Below are 20,341 nucleotides of genomic sequence, written 5' to 3'. Positions count from 1 at the left end.
TATCAAATAGGGACCGACACAGGGGAGTCTCGCTTGGTCGCGCGACGGTGGGCTCGCACCGACCGGGGCAGGTGATGCGAGCCCGGCCGAGTCTTGCGGGACCCCGACCAGCAGCGAACACCCACTCGCTGCCGTTCTATCAACAAGCCCCCAAATTTCAGGTTCCGCTAACGTACAAAAAAGCCCACCAGCCGTTGAGGTAGTGGGCAGTTTTGGGAGACGCTGATATGGGAACAGTGCGACCGCCCGAAGTGTTTCGAGGCGACGATATTCCAAGGGGGATTCACAGATCCGCGCTTTCGATGTTCAGCGAAGGGCGGTCAAGTTGCTCGCCTTGGGGGAGCTTCCAATCGTAGACGAGAAGACTGATCGCCCGCGAAAGCGACGGCATCTGCCTCATTTTCGAATGCTCGGGAATACGTTTCACCGTTCCTCCCTATGATGCGAACAACCCACTCGCCTAACGAATGGCGGACCTCTAGGAAGAGGGAAGACGAAAACGGCGGCCGGTAAGTGACGCTGTCCAATGCCCTCGGGAGGCTTGTCCCGCCAAAATCGGCTCCATCATCGGAGGAATGAACTTCACGCATGCACTGACTCCCGAGACCGCGAGTCAATTAGCGCGTGCTTAATTAGTTCCGGAGCGTTTTAACGAATCGTTGACAGCGCTGTCCCAGAATAGGACGGCGCGGTCAACCCCAACCTTGGCTGCGCAGGCGGCTCTGGCATCGAGTTCCACCCCGAACTGTCGGAGCCGCCACCCACATTCCGCAATTTACCAGCAATGGTTGAATCAACCGTTACTGCACGTGCTTTCCATGGCGCTTCCCCGATCCTTAGACTTTGACGAACAAACCGGGGATACACAGAGGCGTTCCGATCTAGACTCGACCGATGGAAACCATCTTCGATGACATCGCCAACGCCCTCAGAGAGCCCCGCCAGGATGCTTGGCGCCCTGTCCGCGCCTTCGGCCCTTGATCTTGCCGACAAGCTGTTCCTTGGCCTGCCATAGGCCTGGGTGTTGGCTTCGGAATGGCGATCTCGGGTTAGCCGGCCCCGATCAGGTAAAACAATGCGCTAAGAACCGCAGCGACTGATGCCCCGGCTATGAGCATGGCGGCGGTGCTGTTTGCGCCGATTGGCAGGCTTCTTCCCGTCCGCACCCGCGTATGCGCTGTAAATTCGCCGCCCGTCGTCACCGAACCTATCGCTGTTCGGGTAAGCCTTCTTAGGCTTGGATCTCGGTCGAAGTATTTTCATGGCCTAGCCCGGATCGTGAACAACACCCGAAGTTTAGCGGCTCCTGATGTATGGACTCAAGCGTGGAATGGACGCGTTCTTTGCACGGGGGGAGAGAGGGCGTGGGCAAAGTCCAGCGTCATGGAGGGGCTAACCAGGCCGACCGCTGGCGCAAGAACGCCAAGCGGCGGCGGTTGTGGCGATGGCAATACTGCCGGCGCTGGTGATGGTTCCCTTGACCGCTTTTTTCACCGTTAACCGACAAGCTCTCGACAAGGTCGTCGGGCTCATCCCAACTGGCTGGCTGAGTGGAACCCGCACGGCCGGCGCGGCGAGCTGCGATGTCAAGGGGAACATTTCCATCAATACCGGCGAGCGGATTTATCACGTCGCAGGGCAGGAGCATTACTGGGAGACGAAGATCAGTCCTCAGTACGGCGAGCGCTGGTTCTGCAGCGAAGCAGAGGCCGTCGCGGCCGGCTGGCGAAAAGCGAGAAGGTGATACGAGCCTCATGGCAGAGCGTAGCGGCAAGACCGCATATCCTTCTATGCAGCTTTTGAGATCTCTCCCCCCGGCATCAGTGCAGCACTGGCTCGCGGGCTTTGACCCAGCGATCGACTTCGAAGATGATCAGGTCTATCTCGTTGTTCGAAAGCTTGCGGCAGATCTCGTTCTCCACCCGAAGCATCACCCGGACCATTAGCGTCTTGGTGGCGTCGGACACGACCATGATCAAGGCTTCGCAGGTCGTCTGCCGGCCGGCACTCGCACGATTCACCTTCGTTGTCTGGTCTGGTGTGAGGCGCTCGCCGCGCTGATGTCGGCCGATCAAGGCGCGAGCTTCCATCCTGCGCATTTCTTCCTGCGGGACATAACGAGTGGCGTCTGGTGCATTGATCGAGGTCATGGCGCCGTCGAATGCGTGAATGGCTTTGCTCGATGGTGCGTTCATTTGCTTGCCTCCTGCCGAGTCCATACAGGTGCGGGCGCCAGCGCGGCGCGTCTGACGAGGTTGCGAGGTCTTTCAAGACGATCGCCTGACGTGCCGCTCATGGGCACGCCCCGATGGGTGTCGGAACCAAAGTCGTTGAGCAAAGTTTCCCTACCGAAGGGCGTTTTAGGTTTTTGGAGAACTCGAAATGAAGACCATCATCCTGGGCGCATTGGCGCTTTGCTTGGCTGCCCCTGCGGTCGCGTCCGCAGAAGAAGGCATCGTCATCCAGACCCACCGACACCACCACCGCCATTCTTGGGACGACAACAATAACGACCGTGTGGTCATCTATCGGAACGGACACCGTCTCCATCGCCGCCATCATGGCGAGCAGGCGTTTTACGACAATGGCGAGCGCGCTTGGGGCCGGCATCATCATCGGTCCAGCGACGTTGCGGTCACCGGATCGATCAACCGTCCGATGCATCACCGCCGTCACGTTGTCATCCAGCAGGACGACAACAGCGACTATGACTCCGACTATTGATCGCGGTCTAACGGCCCGGCCTCTCGACTTCGACGGGAGCCGGGCATCGGAGGGAGGCTTTCGCCATGACGATGCTGTTTCAACCCTTGGACTCGGACGGTCACAAGCGGAGTGAGCTCTACCACGCTGCGCGGTTGTCGATGCTCCAATGTCGTGTGTTGACGCGCTTCGATCGGGTCGAAGAGGCTGCTGATAAGGTCCAGGCAGCGGCTGAGTTGTTCGCTGAGGCCGCTCGACCTGTCGGAAGCACTCAAACGCTCGGTATGTGAGCGTCAAGTCGGGCCCGCGGAACCAGCAGGCGGCAACAAAGACCCTTGGCACATTTACCAGCCGGGCCACGCGCCATTCTCTTTCGCCGGCCTTTGGGCCTACAATTCCAATCTCGACATAACCAGCTGCACCATCATCACAGAGCCTGCCGCAGACCCGATGAAGCAGTTGCATGATCGGCAGCCTCTCATTCTCGACCCGGCATACTATGACGCCTGGCTGGATCCGGCGTCGCCCAAGGACAGCCTCAAGGACATTCTCAGCCACGACATCGACGGTCAGCTGCAGTTCAACCGCGTTGGGCGTGAGGTGAACACCAGCGCCGTCAACAAATTGCCCAACGACCATCCCGGCCTGGTCGGGCCGATCAACCCCCTATGAGCGACGAACCAACACGGCTTGCCGAGGCATGACAGCGGCCCCGCGCGATCGACGGCGGGTCGACAATCATGCGTGCGGGCACCCCGGCTGCGGTGAGGATAGAGGCTTCGGCTTCGCCCGACCGAGGCAGCTATCGCACTGGTTCTGCCTGAAGCACCGCGACGAGGGCGAGCGATACCTATAAGCGCATCAATATCGCTATTTCATACGGTGACCAAGCGTGGAATGTGGCAACTTCACCGCAGGCACATGTGAGCTTGCGCACGTAGAGTTGGATCATTAGAGAGGTCTCAAAGACAAGGGACCACCACATGACTGACGAAGACAACCATGCTGTCGAACTGGCGGAACTTACAGCGGACGTCGTTTCCGCATACGTAGCCAATAACCCACTACCGGTTGCCAACTTGCCCGACCTGATTTCATCTGTGCACGCTTCATTGTCAGGTTTGAGCAGCCAGATCGCACCGGCTGCGAAAGAGCTTGTGCCTGCGGCAAATCCAAAAAAGTCTGTGTTCCCGGATTACATCATCAGTCTGGAAGACGGTCGGAAATTCCAGTCTATGAAACGTCACCTTGGCCTACTTGGCCTGACACCCGACGAATACCGTGAGAAGTGGGGCTTGTCTCACGATTACCCAATGGTCGCGCCGAACTACGCCGCTAAGCGATCGGCCCTTGCGAAGGCGTCTGGTCTAGGTCGGAAGGCTGAGGTTAAGGCGCCGGCGAAACGGGCGAAGAAGGAGTAGTCCGAACCCCACCTGACGCAACGTCAAGAATCAGCTATCGATTGAGTTGCGGCGGACCTGATTTGATTTTACCGCCCGGCCGGCGCTGATCAGGCAATGCTCCCATTGCGGCGCCGGCCATCTTCATGCAGATGCCACGGTCCCCCGAATTAACGGTGCACAAAGAAACGCCCGTCGCGGCAAGCGGCAGGCTTTTCTATTGGGAATTGCGAGGACTAGAATTTGTAGGCTATGCCGAAGCGAACTTCGTTGGTCTTCAAATCAACCTTCCCATTTGGCAACGCTTCAGTGCCGAAGTCAGTATAGCGGTACTCGGCCCGCAGGAGAAGATTGTCGGTCATGGCGTAGTCCAACCCGGCGCCTATCGTCCATCCTGTGAATGTATCTCCGAAAGAACCTGAGACGGTATTACTGCTTGTGTCGATGCCGCCATATGCAACGCCGCCCGCGATATAGGGCAGAAAGCGATCGACGGCATACCCTAGGCGAAGTCTTGCCGCCCCACTCCAATTCAGTTCCTCGATCGCAATGCCGCCCGGAACCGGGAGACCTGGAGCCGCGAATATTTGGCCGCTGCCATCAACATTCGCATACACGACGTCCAGTTCCACACCAATGACGATATTGCTCAGCATCTGATAGCTGTAACCGGCGTAGACACCGCCAAGGAACCCGTCAGGATCTGTCTCAACGAAGCCCCGGCCGCTGCGTTGGCGTATATTCCCGTCGCTCCGGGCGTAGCCTGCCTGAAGACCGATATACCCACCTGTCCAGCTAAAAACTGGGGTGACTTCTTCGAGGATGGCATCGGCAGCAAACGCCGAAGACCCTATCAGAGACAACGACAAACCAAGAAGCAGCGTCTTCATAGGCATCTCCTGACCTGCCCTTTGGTAGCAGAGCGCGCCGCTAGGGGTAGTTGTTTTCTGCCACAGTTGGCAGTCACATCGGCTGCGGGCATGAGCAGCTGCCCACAGGTGGCATGAGCCTCCTCTGCCAATCCGCTGGCGGCGATCGGATCGCCTCGCGCCATAATGGGCAACTTTCGGCTACCCATTTGTCGCGAAACTTCCTGCCGCGAACACTCATTCGGTCAAGCCAGGATCAAAGTGCGCCACAGCATCGACAAGCGTTCGATATAGGCCGTCAACTTCTTCGTCGATCTCTTCGCGCCTGATCCCCAGCGCCTTAGCGTCGGCATACAATTGTGTGTGTACTCACTGATCGAAACCGTGTCGGCCTTCGCCGTTTCGGGGAGATTGTTACCGATCCAGCGATCGAGGAAATTGATACCGCGTGTGCTCATCAGCCGATAAGTTCAAAGCGCATATTAGGTTCCGCTACTTGACCCGTGAGACGGACGCACCAGACTCCAGTGCATGGCTAGGGATCTCGACATCGGCGATGAGGTGGCGATCGACGCCACCATTATTCGACGCGTCACTGACGACAGGATCAGCGTGTCGATACCGACCTACGGATTTCCGCATTCCGTTCGGGATAGCACCACGAAGGTGGTCAAAGGTCAGACCATCGAACTGATCGGCAGCGCCACACGGGTCGAGAAGGACGCCGTAACGGTCAGCCTGAGTGGCCCGGTGGTGACGGTCGCGTTTGATGTTGTGCGGCTGGTGAAGCTCTAGCTTTCCCGACCTTACCGCCCTAACGGCTGCTTCGAAAGCGAGAGAAGTTCGGCCTCATCTTTTATCCCGGCCATGTAGTTGGCAATGATCCGAGAGGCCAACCGGCCCTGCGCATCGGGTGATTGGTCGTCGACGAGTTTAAGCTGCTCGAAAACGCGCCCTAGCAAGGCCAATTCGGCAGGCTTAAAAATCCCGGCATCCACGGCTTTTCGTCTGATGGGCATGACTAGTGTTCTTCCCTCACCGTCTCAAGCCGCCAGCCTGAAATCGGTTCCGGAACATTTTAGCTAAGGTGAATGTTTCAATGGTTATGAAGATCGAAGCCGCCGAATGTCGGGCAGCGTTGACGCTCATCCGGCGCACAATCGAGGACCACTGCCCGCCCGGCGTGCTGCCTAGCGAGGAAGCGGTGAACGGTCTCTATGGGGCGGGGCTCATGGATGAGGCGGAAGCGCTGGCGGCTGCGATCGTCGCAACGATCGACCAGATGCAATTGCGCGTGATGGTGAAACCACCGTCCCCTAGTATTAAATAGGGGCGGAGAATGGGAAGCTCGCTTGGTCGCGCGACGGTGGGCTCGCACCGACCGGCGAGGTGGTGCGAGCCCGGCCGAGTCTTGCGGGACCTCGACCGGCAGCGAACACCCACTCGCTGCCGTTCTATCAACATGCTCCCAAATTTCAGGTTCCGCTAATGTACAAAAAGCCGGTGAACGGAGCTTGGCTCATCGCTGCGTAACGCATTTCCCTGAGTGGTTCCGTCGAGCCACCAAAAGCCGCCGGGGGTGTAACCCGGCGGCTTGAACGTTCGGCTAGCATCGCTTCAGCTGTGGCGCGTCTTAAAGTGTTGGCTCAGGAGCCTGTTTGGCAGCCATCGGGGCGCCGTCTGCCCTCCTATGACGGTCCGCGACGCCGCTGCTCGGAAGCGCCCGCTAAGTCTTGATTGGCCGCGACATCTTATGGAGAGGAACCAGCGGCCAACAAATGTGCATCATGTCCCGGAAACTCCGTTGACGGGAACTCGCTGACCCTGCGCGTCGTGCCGCCGCCTTGCGGATTGCAGCAATTTGCAGCAATGTTGCTTGTGAAATCGCCGACTTTTTTGAGATACCGATCGGACTGGTCAGTGCCACTTGACATCGAATCCCGGTTTCTCGGCTTGGCGGATTTTGAACCAGCTGCGCGAGAGGTGTTGCCGCATGCGGTCTACGAGTTCATTGCCGGGGGTGCTGGCGACGAAATCACCAAGCGTGACAATGAAGCCGCATTCGACCGCATCAAGTTGAGGCAGCGTGTGCTGCGCGATGTCACAAGACTTGATACCGCGATCACACTCTTCGGGCAAAGGCTGCCCCATCCAATCATCCTGGCCCCAATAGCGTATCAGCGGCTGGCGCATCCGGAAGGTGAGGTGGCCGCGGCGCGCGGCGCCGGAGTGGCGGGAGCGGTGTTCATTGTGGGAACTACGGCGACGGCGGCAATCGAGGATTGCTTAGCGGAGAGCCAGTCTCCAGTATGGTTCCTGCTCTATTGGCAAAGCGATCGCAGTTTCAATGGCGAACTCGTATCTCGCATGGCGGCACTGGGCGCAAAGGCGATCAGCGTGACGGTCGACTTGCCAACGCCAGGCGATCGCCGCAGGCAATTCCGGGCAGGCTTCAAAATGCCCGATAGCATTGCAACGCCGTACTTCAAGGACCGGAACACCGGCGTGCTTAAAGTTGGCACTGCGCAAAAGCGGGCCATGCCGACCTGGGCGGATATTGCCTGGCTGCGTTCGCTGACAACCCTGCCGCTTATCCTGAAGGGTATCCTCGATCCTGACGATGCCGAGCAAGCCATCGGAACTGGTGCAGATGCTATCGTCGTCTCGAACCACGGTTCGCGTAACCTCGACACACTGCCGGCAGCCATCGACGCCCTGCCCGCCATCGCGGAACGGGTGGCCGGCCGGATCCCCGTCGTCCTCGATGGCGGCGTTAGGCGTGGCACCGACGTTTTGAAGGCGATTGCGCTAGGGGCAAGCGCTGTGATGATTGGCCGCCCTTATGTCTACGCCCTAGCAACGGCTGGGGCCGAGGGGGTAGCCCACTGCGTCAACCTGCTTCGCCGTGACTTCGAGATGGCAATGGCGCTAACCGGCCGGGCGCGCATCGGCGAAATCGACCGGTCGGTAATCTGGTGAAGCCCGGCCCGCATTTAGGACCAGGATATCAAGTCGTCTTCGGCGATCGCGAAAGGTGGTGGCAAAGGTTTGGACTGAAACCTGATCGATCAAGTTAACGGGCCAGACCTCTACCCCTTCAATTCCGCTCAAAGCGGCTTGGGCGGCAATTGGGGGTTGTGTGCGTCAAGTTCTGCAAAATGGGGCGGCCATGATGCTGGCCATGCGGCTTGGCGCAGAGCGAGCTTCTTGTGCTCGCGCAGGTCGTCCATGTTGATGTATCGGTTGGCCTCCATCCAGTTTTCATTGGTCTCGACGGCCAAGGCCCTGACCAGGCGCAGGCAGCTTTCGGTGTTGGGGAAGATGCGCACGACATAGGTGCGCCGGCGGATTTCCTCGTTGAGCCGCTCCAGCATGTTGGTGGATTTGAGATGCTTGTGGTGCTGTCTCGGCAGCCTGAAGAAGGTCAGGGTTTGTTCGATGGCATCCTCGGCCCAGCCTGTCAGGCGCGGATAGCGTGCCGACATTTGGCAAGCCATGCGGCAAGATCAGCCCTGGCCTCTGCGAGATCGCGCCGGTCGTAGAGCCAGCGCAATTCCTGCAGGCAGTCGTCGCCGTGCTTCCTCGGCAGATGATCGAGCGCGTTCCTGAGGAAGTGCACGTAGCAGCGTTGCCAGGCGGCTTCGGGGATCACCTCGCCGATCGCTGCCACCAGGCCGGCGTGATCGTCGGACACAACCAACTCGACGCCCTTGAGGCCGCGCGCCTTGAGGCCGACGAGGAAGTCCCTCCAGGCCGAGCGGCTCTCGCGATTGGCCATCTCCACGGCCAGGATCTGGCGCCTTCCGTCCCAGTCGATACCGACCGCGATCAGCACCGCCTGGCTCATGACAACACCGGCTTCACGCACCTTCTCGTAGCGCGCGCATCGAGGATGAGGTAAGGAAACGGCTCTTGAAGGGGGCGCCTGGCAAAGGCAGCGAGGCTCTCGTCCAGCCGCTTGTTGATGGCCGAGATCGACGAGGCCGAGAAGGCATGGCCGCACAGTTCTTCCGTGATCGCCTTCACCTTGCGGGTCGACACGCCCTGCACATACATCTCCGCCAGTGTCGCCACCAAGGCCCGCTCGGAACGCTGGTAGCGCTCGAACAGCTCGGTGGAGAAGCGCCCGGCACGGTCCTGCGGAACCCGCAGCTCGAGCTTGCCGACCCGCGTCACAAGGGTACGGCCGTAATAGACGAGCGATAGCCAAGCCGTTCGGGCGTGCGCTCGCTCTTCGAGGCACCCAGCGCCTCGTCCATCTCGGCCTCAAGCACCTCCTGCATCACCGCACGGAGCACTTCGTGCAATCCATCCGGGTTCGAAAGCAAAATGTCTTTGACGGCAGCGCTGGCGGTCTTAACTTCAGTCTTGGTCATGGTGGCGTTCCTTCGCGGGAATCAGGTGACGTGAACAATCACCAGCCTGCCATGACCGCCCCCTCTCAGCGAATTTGCAGAACTCTCAGCACACTACCCAATTGGGTCAAGCGCGGGCACGCAGATGCTAGCCCCGCATGCAGAAAGCACTCTAACAGTCTCCAAGCCAAGCCCGGAAGAACCCCGGTCACCATTGCAACGTGCCCGGTAAGGTCGATGCCACGTGCCACTTCCAACGCCGTCATGGCAGGCCCAAAAGGCGTATAGAGCGGAGTCTGCCGTTCGCGCATTTTGTTCCCTAGCTTCGCCCCTACGAATGCTCGGCACACAACCGCATAGCAGTTTCCCTGGGTGCTGTCGCCCAGCACGCCTTGACCAAAGGAATGTGGACCCTCAGGCCCGGTAGCAGCGTCCCTCACGTCATCCGACTCGTCAGTTCTAGGTTGTGTGCGCAAGTTCTGCAAAATGGGCGATCATGAAACTGGTCATGCGGCTTGGCGTAGAGCGAGCTTCTCGTGCTCGCGCAGATCATCCATGTTGATATAGCGGTTGGCCTCCATCCAGTTTTCGTTGGTTTCGACGGCCAGCGCCCTGACCAGGCGCAGGCAGCTTTCGGCGTTCGGGAAGATGCGCACGACATAGGTGCGCCGGCGGATTTCCTCGTTGAGCCGTTCAAGCATGTTGGTGGACTTGAGGTGCTTGTGATGCTGACGCGGCAGCCGGAAGAAAGTCAGCGTCTGTTCTATGGCTTCTTCCGCCCAGGTGGTCAGCCGCGGGTAGCGGGCGGACCATTTGGACAGCCACGCGGCGAGATCGGCCTTGGCCTCGGCGAGATCGCGCCGGTCGTAGAGCCAGCGCAGTTCCTGCAGACAATCGTCCCCGTGCTTCCTGGGCAGGTGATCGAGCGCGTTCCTGAGGAAGTGGACGTAGCAGCGCTGCCATGCTGCTTCCGGGATCACCTCGCCGATCGCCGCGACCAGGCCGGCATGGTCGTCGGACACGGCCAGTTCGACGCCCTTGAGACCGCGTCGTTTCAAGCCGACGAGGAAGTCCTTCCAGGCCGAGCGGCTCTCGCGATTGGCCATCTCCACGGCCAGGATCTGCCGGCGCCCGTCCCAGTCGATGCCGACCGCGATCAGCACCGCCTGGCTCATCACGATGCCGGCTTCGCGCACTTTCTCGTAGCGGCATCGAGAATGAGGTAGGGGAATGGCTCCTGAAGCGGTCGTTCGGCAAACGCCTTCAGGCTCTCGTCCAAGCGCTTGTTGATGGCCGAGATCGACGAAGCCGAGAATGCATGACCGCACAGCTCTTCCGTGATCGCCTTGACCTTGCGGGTCGACACGCCCTGCACATACATGTCCGCAAGCGACGCAACCAAGGCCCGCTCCGAACGCTGGTAGCGCTCGAACAGCTCGGTGGAGAAGTGACCCGCCCGGTCCTGTGGAACCCGCAGCTCAAGCTTGCCCACCCGGGTGACCAGGGTGCGGCCGTAGTAACCCGAGCGGCGCTCAGGCGTGCGTTCGCCCTTCGAAGCACCCAGCGCCTCCTCCATCTCGGCCTCGAGAACCTCCTGCATTACCGCACGGATCACTTCGTGCAGCCCCTCCGGGTTCGAAAGCAGAATGTCTTTGACGGCAGCGCTGGTCGATTTACCTTCTGTCTTGGTCATGGTGGCGTTCCTTCCAGGAATCGGTGACGTTGAACATCACCAGCCTGCCATGACCGCCCTCTCTCAGCGAATTTGCAGAACTCTCAGCACACTACCCAGTTCTAGGGCCGCTAGCCGTTAGGGACCGAGAACCAGCCAACGAGATACGTCAGCTTTCAGGAAGTGCTCAATCCTGCTTGAGTGTCCGAGATGAGGCGCGAAGCTGCCGTTTGTTGGGGCACGGCCCACTCTAGTCCGCTCTGACGTGCCAAGCAGCTCGTTTCACTCCACCGAATTTTCTGCTTGAATACCTCTGAAACCTGGCCGTGGAGCGCCTCCCATTTTGGAAGATCCCTTCGCCCCCCTACGGCAACGTTTCCTGGCCCGGTGCGCCGCTCAACTAGCGGAGTTGAAGGCGGCGCGTCACACAGCCCTTTTGAAGGGCTCCAACGACTCGCTGATTGGGACGGCGCACTCGCTCGCTGGAGCCGCGGGAACCTTCGGGTTTGCGGAGGTCAGCGTGCAGGCATCGGCACTGGAAACATCGCTGATCGAGCGGGCGGATGACGGAGCCGTGCATGCCGCGCTCGATGCGCTTATAACTGAAATCGAGCGGACGCTGCGGTGATTCAACTGGCTGGACTCACTTCTTGGGGCCAGTCAGGCCGGTCCTGGTCATCTCGCCCCAGCTTTGGTCGGCGCGCAGATATTGCCACCATCCCTTCACGCGCCAGAGATTGTTGAGCTGGCGGTAACCGAAATTCTCGATCACAGCCACGGCCGTGAGCAAGGCGAGATCCCGCGCGCGCGGAAAACGTTGAAGCTCGGCCTCTTCGAGGACCAGCGAACACACGCTCACGCAAACCCCGTAGGTGAAAACCAGCGACGTGAATGCCAAGAGATATTCGGTCGAAAGGATGCCGAGCAGCCAGAAGGTCGGGATCAGCACATAGCCCAGCACCTCCGATATCGGCCCCAGCACATCGACAATCAATATGTGGCCAAACCCAAGGAAGCCAACGCGCCCATAGCGGGGGTTGAAGAGCATGGAGCGGTAACGGAAGAAGCATTCGAGCGCACCGCGCTGCCAGCGCGTACGCTGCCTTGCCAGAACGCGAAGTGACTCCGGCGCTTCGGTCCAGCACACCGGCTCAGGAATGAACTGGATGCTGTATCTTCGCTTGGTGTCCATCATGTGGCGATGCAGCTTGATCACGAGGTCCAAATCTTCACCCATCGACCCACTGGTGAAGCCGCCAACCGCCACAACTTCCGTGCGGCGAAACAGACCAAAGGCGCCGGACACCAGCATCAGCGAGTTGATGCGGCTCCACGCAAGCCGCGCCATGAGAAAGGCCCGCAAATATTCGACCACCTGCAGCAGCGGCAATAGCCGGCGCGGCAGCCGGACCTCGCGCACCCTCCCACCTTCGATCCTGGAGCCGTTGGCAATCCGAATCGTGCCGCCCACGGCGATGGTGCGCTCTGGATCGTCGATGAAGGGCTGCGCGGCACGCATCAACGCATCGGGCTCGAGGATGGAATCGCCATCGATCACGCAAAACAGCGGCGCGCGGCAGACATTGATACCGGCATTCTGGGCATCGGCCTTGCCGCCATTTTCCTTGTCGACCACGAACAGCCGTTCGGTAATCAACGAGGAATAGAGCCCACGAATTGGCTTGTGCGCCAGTGCGTCCTCATAAGGCCGGTGGAATTTCACCAGCTTGAAGCCTTCGATAAGGCGCTGCAGAGTCTGATCCTTCGAGCCGTCATTGATGACGATCACCTCGAAATTCGGATATTCGAGCGCCAGCATCGAGTGCACGCTCTCGACTACGTTAACTTCCTCATTGTAGGCAGGCACCAGCAGCGCGATCGGCGGCGCGACGTCGCCGTAACGGTGCCACAGCAGGGCCGATCGCGCGACCGGCGGGCGCTTGGACAGCGCGTAGGCGGCAATGATGAGTTGCAGGAGGTATACCGCCGTCTGCGCCAGCCCTGCCCCAATGATGAACCAGGACAGGATGGAGGCACCCAGGACGATCTCTTGGCTCCAGTCGAACATCACGCGGCCGGCCCCTCGGCAAGGATCAGTGAGGCCGTGCGCTGGCGGCGCGAGACCTCGCTGGCGGCGATCTCGCGCAGCACCTGTTCTCCCTGCTGGCCGAGCGAGCGCAATGCGTTAGCGGCCGCATAGCGCACGGTCCATGCCTCGTCGTCCATCAGCTGAGCGAGCGGCGCGGCGAGTTCAAACAGGCCGAGGCGGCCCGCTGCATCGGCAGCGTCGGCACGCACATCCCAGCCGCCACTTTCCATCGCCTTGGCCAGGATGGCCGGCGCATTGGCATGTCCCGTCAGGCCGAGTGCCCGCAATGCGGCTGCGGCGACCTCCGGTGACGGATCGCAAGCCGCGCGAGCAAAGAACTCACCAAACCGGAGGCCTCCGTTGCGAGCAAGCGCATCGATTGCCGCCGCCCTGATAAAAGGCACTGCGTCCTCACGGCTGCCGTAATCCTCAAGCTCGTCGAACCGCTTTGACGGAAAGCGCCTGAAAAGCTCGATGACGCGCCGCGAGCGCTGCCCCGCCACGCCGATCTTGCGTAGCGTTATGACCAGCGGCGGCAGGGCGCCGATATCGCACAGCGCAATGGCGACGGCGATCCTGACCTCGCGCGACCGGTCGCGATCGAGCGCCGAAAGCAGGTTTGCCACCGCGTCGTCCGAACGCAGCGCCCCCAGCATCTCGGCCGCGTGGATGCGTTCGGCGCCGTTGCCCTTTTCAAGCTGGGTGCCGACAAGGGTCGGCAGGCCACATTCGTTGAAGGCTGAAAGCAGCTCGTCGTGCTCCTCGCCGCGCAGCAGCGAGATAAACTCGAAGCCGGCATCGATCGCCACCCTTGCCGGCACCGCAAGCAGCGCCGTCTTCAATGCCTCGCGATCGCGATTTTCGGTGAAGGCGATCAGCGCCGTTAGAAGAAGGCGCCGCTGATCGGCGCCCGCCGTCCCCCGGCGCTCGTGCAGCACCCGGCGCCCGATCAGCAGAAGCATGATCACCAGGGAAAGGGCACTGAGCAGGATGGACAGGTACCAGACGTACAACATGATCAGAACCGCGCAGTCAGGCCGAGCCCGAATGTGGTTAGATCGAATGTCGGGCGCTGCTCATGGGCGAAGCTACTGCGCAGCGTCAGCGGGTCGGAAACGTCCCAGGAGATGCCCCCAAAGACGGTACGCGTAGGCACCAGCGTGCCGTCGGAGATCTCGGGGGCATCCCCAAAACCACCAAAAACATTGACGCTAGGGGTGACTGCAAGATCGACTCGCAGGACATAACCGTCGGCGCGCGTGCCGATATCGTCGGCCGCGTGCACCCATCGCGCCGCAAGCCCGAGCCGGCCATCCAGGACATAGGCCTGCACCCAAGGCGAGATGGTGGTGATCTCGGTGTTGGCAAAATTGTCATAACGGGTATCGATGTTGAGCGAGAACGGACCGAACCTCTTTGCGGCCGCCAGGATCTGCCATGAAGCGCCGGCACCTATCGAGGAGCGCGCCAGGAAATCGGCATCCGGCGTCACGGCCACCAGCGCATACGCTGAAACCGACGGCGAAAAGGCCTGGTCGATGCGGCCTTCGATCTGAAGGTCGGTGCGGCCATAACGGGTCGCCACTCGGGTGCGGCCGGAAATGGTCATCCGCGGGGTGAGCCGATAGGCAACCCCGGCCAAACTGTCGGTCCATTCGCCAAGGCCGTCGGTGAGCACACTCACTTCGCTGCCCAGATCGAACCGCCATTTGCGCGGCGGTGGCGCGGCCAGCCTCTGCTCGATATCGTGTGAGCCAGGCTCGAGAGCAAGCGCCTGCCGGTAGGCGTCGCGCGCAGCGTTGTCGTCGCCGCGCTCCCGGCGCAGGTCGCCAATTCCCACCAGCGCCTCGGCATTGCGCGGATCGATCGCCAGCACCCGCTGAAACGACTGCTCAGCCCGCGTGTAGTCCTGCTCGAGTCGGGAAACACGTGCGTCGAGAGCGATCGCCTCGGCGTTGCCAGGCACATTGCCAAGCACATCATCAATCATAGTGCGGGCGCGCGGCACGTCGCCCTGCCAGATTGCCACGCGCACCTTGCCGAGGCGGGCATCGAGAAGTCCGGGCCTGATGGCCAGCGCCCGGTCGAAGAAATTCCCGGCTTCGTCGAATTTCTGTTGGGATCCAGCCACGAGACCCATGGCGACCAGGATGTCGGTGTTTTTCGGCGCCAGCCGCAGCGCTCGGCGGTAGGCGTTCTGCGCCTCGGGCAATTGTCCCGCCGCCCGCAATCTCTGGCCCTTCTCCATCAGTCCGGCGACGGGATCCGGCCGCGGCGGACGCAGCCTCTTCCTCACGGTCGCAGGCTTCGCTTTGCTGCTACCGGCTTGCTGGGCCTTGTGGATGCTGGCGACAAGCGTACTCGCATCGGCATTGTCGGGCTGGGCACGCGAGACTTTTTCGGCCAGCGGCAGGGCAGCGTCCAGATTGCCCGACCGGAACTCGACCTGAGCCATGCCGAAGCTGGCATCCAGATATTCCGGCGCAATCGCAAGCGCCTTGGAAAACGCTTCACGCGCCGCCCGCAGATTGTTGCGGCCAAGTTCGGTGAAGCCAAGTTGCACCAGGGCGTCGGCATTGTCCGGCTTGAGCGCCAGCGCACGCCTAAGCAGCTGCGCCGCCTCGTCGAAATGCTGGGCCTGTCTGGCCTTGACGCCGGAGGCGTACAGTTCCTCGACCGTCTGGGCCAGCGTCGCGGCGGGCGCTGCCGCAACCGCCAGGAAGACGCATGCTGCAACCATGGCGCACCGGCCGCGCCTCATCAGCGCTTCCCGCTCTTCCGCGCCAATAGACGCGCAAGCCGGGCCAGGAGTTCCTCGGGAATGAAGGGTTTCACTAGGTAGTCGTCGGCCCCCTTCTCAAGGGCCGAGACGATGTCTTTTTCGCCCTTGCGGGCGGTCAGCATGACCACCGGGATTTCCGACAAAGCCGGGTCGCTCTTTATGCGGGCAAGAACCTCCAGGCCGTCGGCCTTGGGCATCATAGCGTCGAGCACGATGATATCGGGCGCCTCATGCTCCGCCTTCAAGAGCGCTTCCGCCCCGTCTACTGCTTTGATGACCTCGTATCCCTTTGCCCTGAGCCTGAATTCCATCAGTTCGATCAAGAGGGGATCGTCATCGCAAATCAGAACTCTTGCCTTCGCTCCGTTCAACCGCCTTGCTCCGGTTCCGTCGCCCCCCGGAGTGATCAATCCATGAACCACATCCGCCAACGTGGCTCATGCAGAGAAACAGTTCTCAACTCTCATCGACGTCTGCCGATGCCAGGCGATTATAGACCACCTGATTCGCTACGCCTGCACCTCGGCACAATCAGTAGATGAATAAGGAGACATGGTATAGGAGCCGTGAACGGCGTCGCTCAGTCTGCTGCCACGCTGGGCTCGGTGCCCAAGCCAAAGGTCGGCTCAGGCGCGCGGTCGAAGCAATCTTTTGACTTCACCGGCAAGCGCAAGCGGGTCGAACGGCTTGGCGATAACCCCTACCGCCCCCATCGCCAGGTAGCGTTCGACCTCATGCGTCTGGGTGCGCGCGGTGATGAACACCACGGGTATCGAAGCCGTCGCCCCAGACTCGGCCAGGCGCCGCAGCGTCTCTGGTCCGTCCATGTCCGGCATCATCACGTCGAGCAGAATAAGGTGGGGTCGCCATTCGGCGGCATCGGCGAGCGCCTGCGCGCCGGACGGGCAGGACAGCACCTCGAACTCCGGCTCGAGTTCCAGCGACATCTGGGCGATTTCGCGGATATCGTCCTCGTCATCCACATAGAGAATCCTTGCGGGCATGAGCGTCACTCCTTGGGGTGCGCGGCAGGTTGGGTGCGGGACGAAACCAACATGCTCCTGACCAGCTTTGCCACATCGATTTCCGACGCCCTGGTCTTGGTCAGGATAGCCTGCACGCGATCACCTAGTTTCTGGTCTAGCTCCGCCGCCGAAAACACGATTACCCCAGTCTCGAGCGGCAGATCGGCCAGCAGGTCCAACCCCGATCCGTCGGGGAGTGCAATATCCAGGATCACCAGATCGAAGCGATGCCGGCCGATCGCCTCCCGGGCGTCCTTGAGGGTCTTCGCAGAACTGATTGAGACACCCGAACCCAACCCCTCCGACATCACCGCAAGCACGCCCTCGTCGTCCTCGACATGCAGAATCTTCGGCCTCTGCTCGGTCCTGCCAGCAAGGATCTTGGCAAGGGCGGCGTGAAGCCGCTTTGAATCCACCGGCTTCTCCAGCCAGTCGACAATACCGACGGCGCTGCCGTTCAGCGATCCCCTGGCCTCATCGGCAACGGCGGAGATGACGATGACCGCGATGTCGGAATTGACCGGCGATGCCCTAATGTCGTGGAAGAGCTTGATACCGGATTCCCCCGCCAGCTTGATGTCGAGGGTCAAGGCCACGTATTCGCGGGACCTCAGAAGCGCCGTTGCCGTGGCGATATCGGGTGCGATGTCGCTGGAAAAGCCCTCCGCATCCAAGAGTGCCGCAATCACGGCGGCGACGTCGGATTCGTCTTCACAGATCAGAACCCGTAGGCGGCCATCGGGCTTCCGCGTCAGGTGCGGTGGCGGATACGGCCTTGGGTGGTGCCTGCGTGCTTCTGCAAGGTCGAGGTGGAACGAGGTTCCCTTGCCTTCCTCGGTTTCGAACGAAATGGCTCCGCCCAGTTTTTCGGTGATGGCCTTGACGATGCTCAACCCCAGGCCGGTGCCGCCTACCTTACGGGTGCTGGAAGCGTCCGCCTGCTCGAATTTTCCGAATATACGGCCGCGGAAAGCCTCCGGGATGCCAGTGCCCTGATCCATGACGGAAATACGCAGCATGTCGCCGTCACGACGCTGGAATTTCACCGTGACGGTGCCATCAGCATGCGAGAACTTGATCGCGTTCGACAGAAGGTTCGCCATCACCTGATGCAGGCGATCCGGATCGATGTTGGCCTCAGCGCGTGGGGCATCGTCGGTCAGAACGATCTTGATCCGGCTGTCAGCCATGTAGTTGGAGCTGGCGGCAATGGCCTGCTCTAGCACCTGACGGACAGACATCTGCTTGATCTTGAAGGTGATCACGCCCGATTCGATCTTCTCGATATCCAGAATGTCGTTGATGAGGAGAACCAGCCTTTCGCTATTGGTGTGGGCGATGTTGACGAGATTCGCGGCCTTCGGCGGCAGTTCGCCGGCAACACCGGCCGCGATAAGGCCAAGCGAGCCGCGGATGGAGGTCAACGGGGTGCGCAATTCGTGGCTGACCGTGGAAATGAAATCGTTCTTGAGCTGGGCGGTGCGCTTCTGCTCGGTGATGTCGCGATTGTAGGTGATGACGCCAACGATGTTGCCCGCCTCGTCGCGGAAGGGGGCCTTGAGCGTGTAGAGCCAACCTTGCCGGCCGTCCGGGAAAAGCGCCGGCTGGTCAATCCGCAACGTCTGCCCGGCCTCCAGCGCGCCCATCTCATCTTGCCGGAAGCGCTCGGCTACATCCCTGGGGTAGAAATCGAAATCCGTCTTGCCGATCAGATCGTCGACCGAAGCGGCGCGAACCATTTCGGCGGTGGCGGGGTTGGCGGCGATGAAGCGGCCGTCGACATCCTTTATATTCAGGCAATCCGGCAGTTCGCGAACCATGGCCCGGTAGGTCATGTTGGACATCAAGAGCTCCCGCCGGCGCTGCTGCCGGTCGAGCAGGACGCCGATGATGATTATGCTTAGGAAGCGGAACACGAGGGACGGGAACGTGCTCTGCTGCACAAGACCGGTGAGCGCTTGCGCTGGGATGACCAGGAGCGTGATAAGCCCGGCGAGAGCGACCGTTACGCTAAGACCGAATATGTCGTACATGGTGCGCGATCGGGCCGCGACGATGTGGTGCCACGCGATGCCGACGATTGCGGTGATGAGGATACCCATGACACCAGCACCTGCACCCTGCCCGCCGAGATGGGCGCGATAGACAATGGAGCCGGCCGTGGCGATGAGCATTGCCGGCCATCCGCCGAAGAACGCGGCCGCAGCAATGAAGGCGGCGCGCAGATCGACGACGAAGCCGGAGACGGACAGGGCCGTCGCCATGGAGATGACCGCGCCAACGCACATGACCAAGCCGAGAAGCAGCGACTGCATCCGCCGCGAGAGACGCCCGGTGAAATCCGCCACAAGGTCCCAGGCGACCACGAGAATGGAGACCAGGGCAAGGTTGGCGAGGAGTGAATGCCAGATGTCGGTCATCACTTCGGCTCCTTTTCCCGACAAATACCGGCAAAACCTATCCGAGATCTAAAGAAAATGCAGACGGTCGGTGGCACTGCGACCCTGCGATCAGGGCAGCACGGTGGTAGCGCCTTGATTGCTTGCGCTTCTCAACCAGTCAGTCAGAAGGGTCAAGGGCGATGTCCTGCGCAGTCGCCCCTACTGCATTGTTCTGCTCTAACTGCTGCCGGACAGAGGCGAAGTTGCATTATGGCCGACGTGACGCGCGCATAGCGGACGGTCGCTTAAGGCCGAACATAGGTATCAGCTTATCGCCATTGTACATCGAGGTTTAGGCTTGGCCCATCATGTCACAACGGGCGGTGGCGGGCCCAAATGTTACGCTGGACCGCGCCGGATAAGTTACGTCGCCTGGGGGTATACCCTGAAGTGCGACCTATGAGACCCTGCAGTGTGCTCAGATGACTGGCAGCTTCACGCTCTCCAACTTCAAAAAGCCGACGTTCAACGATGATCTACATCAGCTAGTAAGCTGCAGAGCAACTCACCACTTGACCCGCTAATCCCAGTGAGCCAGTCAGCGCATGACTGCCACCCAAGTTTTGAGGCCTGTGCGGGGCGACGGCTTCGCCGAACACCGAGAACCTGTCGTCGGCTCAGTTGATCGCGCCGCCTATGGGCGGAGGTGAGTTTCGCCTCTACGGGGGCGATGAGGCGCTACGCTGCCCTTGGGCGACCCTCACTATCCTGCAAGAAGTGATTCTGTAATCGACTCCCACTCTGCGTCTAGCTTGTCAGTTGCCACAGGCTGCCCGGCGCGGCGGTACCAGTAGGCTGCATTAGAAAGGTCGCCTTCTTTGCGGTGCAGATAGGCATGAACCCATACAGAGGCCGGATCAGATTCGTTGGCCTGCACACACTCATGCGCCCGCTCCCAATCGCCCTGTCGATCCCACCATAGAGCGTGGAGCGCCATCCCAAGATTCGCCGGGGGCTCTACACCCTGAAGGGTCGCACGGAACTCGTCGATGTCCATAGTTACCT

At 60.8% G+C, this 20,341-nt stretch carries 20 protein-coding genes and 3 pseudogenes; 8 read left to right on the top strand and 15 right to left on the bottom strand.

What is annotated here, in order from left to right; genetic code table 11:
* Positions 1-283: 283 nt before the first annotated feature.
* Positions 284-427: a hypothetical protein gene (locus tag ACYG9V_RS17305; RefSeq protein WP_352765764.1), complete on the bottom strand. Its 144-nt coding sequence runs from the start codon at positions 425-427 to the stop codon at positions 284-286.
* A gap of 1,017 nt (positions 428-1,444) precedes the next feature.
* Here ACYG9V_RS17305 and ACYG9V_RS17300 point away from each other — a divergent pair.
* Positions 1,445-1,744: a sunset domain-containing protein gene (locus ACYG9V_RS17300; RefSeq protein WP_352765763.1), complete on the top strand. Its 300-nt coding sequence runs from the start codon at positions 1,445-1,447 to the stop codon at positions 1,742-1,744.
* A gap of 76 nt (positions 1,745-1,820) precedes the next feature.
* Here the strand turns inward: ACYG9V_RS17300 and ACYG9V_RS17295 are convergent, their stop codons facing one another.
* Positions 1,821-2,195 (bottom strand): hypothetical protein, encoded by a 375-nt coding sequence (locus tag ACYG9V_RS17295; protein ID WP_352765762.1) that lies wholly within the window; start codon positions 2,193-2,195, stop codon positions 1,821-1,823.
* Positions 2,196-2,382: 187 nt separating this feature from the next.
* Between ACYG9V_RS17295 and ACYG9V_RS17290 the strand changes: the two genes are divergently transcribed.
* From ACYG9V_RS17290 to ACYG9V_RS17280, 3 genes are all read left to right on the top strand, one after another.
* Positions 2,383-2,724 (top strand): hypothetical protein, encoded by a 342-nt coding sequence (locus tag ACYG9V_RS17290; protein ID WP_352765761.1) that lies wholly within the window; start codon positions 2,383-2,385, stop codon positions 2,722-2,724.
* A gap of 171 nt (positions 2,725-2,895) precedes the next feature.
* Positions 2,896-3,375: an SOS response-associated peptidase family protein gene (locus tag ACYG9V_RS17285; protein WP_084568369.1), complete on the top strand. Its 480-nt coding sequence runs from the start codon at positions 2,896-2,898 to the stop codon at positions 3,373-3,375.
* A 311-nt stretch (positions 3,376-3,686) separates the two neighbouring features.
* Entirely contained in the window at positions 3,687-4,124 is a 438-nt protein-coding gene (locus ACYG9V_RS17280; protein WP_352765759.1) for a Ros/MucR family transcriptional regulator, read from the top strand.
* Positions 4,125-4,339: 215 nt separating this feature from the next.
* Here the strand turns inward: ACYG9V_RS17280 and ACYG9V_RS17275 are convergent, their stop codons facing one another.
* The 3 genes and pseudogenes from ACYG9V_RS17275 to ACYG9V_RS17265 all read right to left on the bottom strand — a co-directional run.
* Entirely contained in the window at positions 4,340-4,993 is a 654-nt protein-coding gene (locus ACYG9V_RS17275; RefSeq protein ID WP_352765757.1) for an outer membrane protein, read from the bottom strand.
* Positions 4,994-5,209: 216 nt separating this feature from the next.
* Positions 5,210-5,329 (bottom strand): DUF768 domain-containing protein, encoded by a 120-nt coding sequence (locus ACYG9V_RS17270; protein ID WP_460221984.1) that lies wholly within the window; start codon positions 5,327-5,329, stop codon positions 5,210-5,212.
* A gap of 53 nt (positions 5,330-5,382) precedes the next feature.
* Positions 5,383-5,430: pseudogene (locus ACYG9V_RS17265) on the bottom strand (DUF768 domain-containing protein); the annotation flags it as partial.
* A 73-nt stretch (positions 5,431-5,503) separates the two neighbouring features.
* On the opposite strand from ACYG9V_RS17265, the gene ACYG9V_RS17260 reads away from it, so the two are divergent.
* Positions 5,504-5,767: a hypothetical protein gene (locus tag ACYG9V_RS17260; RefSeq protein WP_023713650.1), complete on the top strand. Its 264-nt coding sequence runs from the start codon at positions 5,504-5,506 to the stop codon at positions 5,765-5,767.
* A gap of 11 nt (positions 5,768-5,778) precedes the next feature.
* Here ACYG9V_RS17260 and ACYG9V_RS17255 read toward each other — a convergent pair whose 3' ends face one another.
* Complete coding sequence (locus ACYG9V_RS17255; RefSeq protein WP_023713651.1) at positions 5,779-5,991, bottom strand: hypothetical protein; 213 nt, start codon at positions 5,989-5,991, stop codon at positions 5,779-5,781.
* A gap of 80 nt (positions 5,992-6,071) precedes the next feature.
* Between ACYG9V_RS17255 and ACYG9V_RS17250 the strand changes: the two genes are divergently transcribed.
* Both ACYG9V_RS17250 and ACYG9V_RS17245 read left to right on the top strand, forming a co-directional pair.
* A complete protein-coding gene (locus ACYG9V_RS17250) occupies positions 6,072-6,302 on the top strand; it encodes a hypothetical protein (protein WP_023713652.1) in 231 nt (76 codons plus the stop codon).
* Between the two features lie 590 nt (positions 6,303-6,892).
* Entirely contained in the window at positions 6,893-7,951 is a 1,059-nt protein-coding gene (locus ACYG9V_RS17245; protein WP_031199964.1) for an alpha-hydroxy acid oxidase, read from the top strand.
* A gap of 203 nt (positions 7,952-8,154) precedes the next feature.
* Here ACYG9V_RS17245 and ACYG9V_RS17240 read toward each other — a convergent pair.
* Positions 8,155-9,348, bottom strand: a pseudogene (locus ACYG9V_RS17240) (IS256 family transposase); the annotation flags it as partial.
* 485 nt (positions 9,349-9,833) lie between these two features.
* A pseudogene (locus ACYG9V_RS17235) lies at positions 9,834-11,020 on the bottom strand (IS256 family transposase).
* A gap of 322 nt (positions 11,021-11,342) precedes the next feature.
* Between ACYG9V_RS17235 and ACYG9V_RS17230 the strand changes: the two are divergent.
* A complete protein-coding gene (locus ACYG9V_RS17230) occupies positions 11,343-11,627 on the top strand; it encodes an Hpt domain-containing protein (protein ID WP_023713659.1) in 285 nt (94 codons plus the stop codon).
* A 15-nt stretch (positions 11,628-11,642) separates the two neighbouring features.
* Here ACYG9V_RS17230 and ACYG9V_RS17225 read toward each other — a convergent pair whose 3' ends face one another.
* The 7 genes from ACYG9V_RS17225 to ACYG9V_RS17195 all read right to left on the bottom strand — a co-directional run bounded on the left by ACYG9V_RS17225 (position 11,643) and on the right by ACYG9V_RS17195 (position 20,333).
* On the bottom strand, positions 11,643-13,067 hold the full coding sequence (locus ACYG9V_RS17225; protein WP_023825194.1) for a glycosyltransferase family 2 protein: 1,425 nt from the start codon (positions 13,065-13,067) through the stop codon (positions 11,643-11,645).
* Positions 13,067-14,104: a HEAT repeat domain-containing protein gene (locus tag ACYG9V_RS17220; protein ID WP_023825193.1), complete on the bottom strand. Its 1,038-nt coding sequence runs from the start codon at positions 14,102-14,104 to the stop codon at positions 13,067-13,069. Before ACYG9V_RS17220 ends, ACYG9V_RS17225 begins: the two co-directional genes overlap by 1 nt.
* A 2-nt stretch (positions 14,105-14,106) precedes the next feature.
* Positions 14,107-15,849 carry a YaiO family outer membrane beta-barrel protein gene (locus ACYG9V_RS17215; RefSeq protein WP_352765995.1) on the bottom strand — a complete coding sequence of 581 codons (1,743 nt, stop codon included), beginning with the start codon at positions 15,847-15,849 and terminating at the stop codon, positions 14,107-14,109.
* Positions 15,849-16,241 carry a response regulator transcription factor gene (locus ACYG9V_RS17210; protein ID WP_023713663.1) on the bottom strand — a complete coding sequence of 131 codons (393 nt, stop codon included), beginning with the start codon at positions 16,239-16,241 and terminating at the stop codon, positions 15,849-15,851. Before ACYG9V_RS17210 ends, ACYG9V_RS17215 begins: the two co-directional genes overlap by 1 nt.
* 255 nt (positions 16,242-16,496) lie before the next feature.
* Positions 16,497-16,874, bottom strand: coding sequence for a response regulator (locus ACYG9V_RS17205; RefSeq protein ID WP_023723445.1), 378 nt, complete (start codon positions 16,872-16,874; stop codon positions 16,497-16,499).
* Positions 16,875-16,879: 5 nt separating this feature from the next.
* Entirely contained in the window at positions 16,880-19,315 is a 2,436-nt protein-coding gene (locus ACYG9V_RS17200; protein WP_352765993.1) for a hybrid sensor histidine kinase/response regulator, read from the bottom strand.
* A 724-nt stretch (positions 19,316-20,039) separates the two neighbouring features.
* Positions 20,040-20,333 (bottom strand): hypothetical protein, encoded by a 294-nt coding sequence (locus ACYG9V_RS17195; RefSeq protein WP_023723446.1) that lies wholly within the window; start codon positions 20,331-20,333, stop codon positions 20,040-20,042.
* Between the last annotated feature and the right edge of the window lie 8 nt (positions 20,334-20,341).

This window comes from Mesorhizobium sp. W016 (assembly GCF_054719485.1).
Note: the sequence above shows the minus strand (reverse complement) of the source record. Positions and strands in the feature narration are given on the sequence as shown.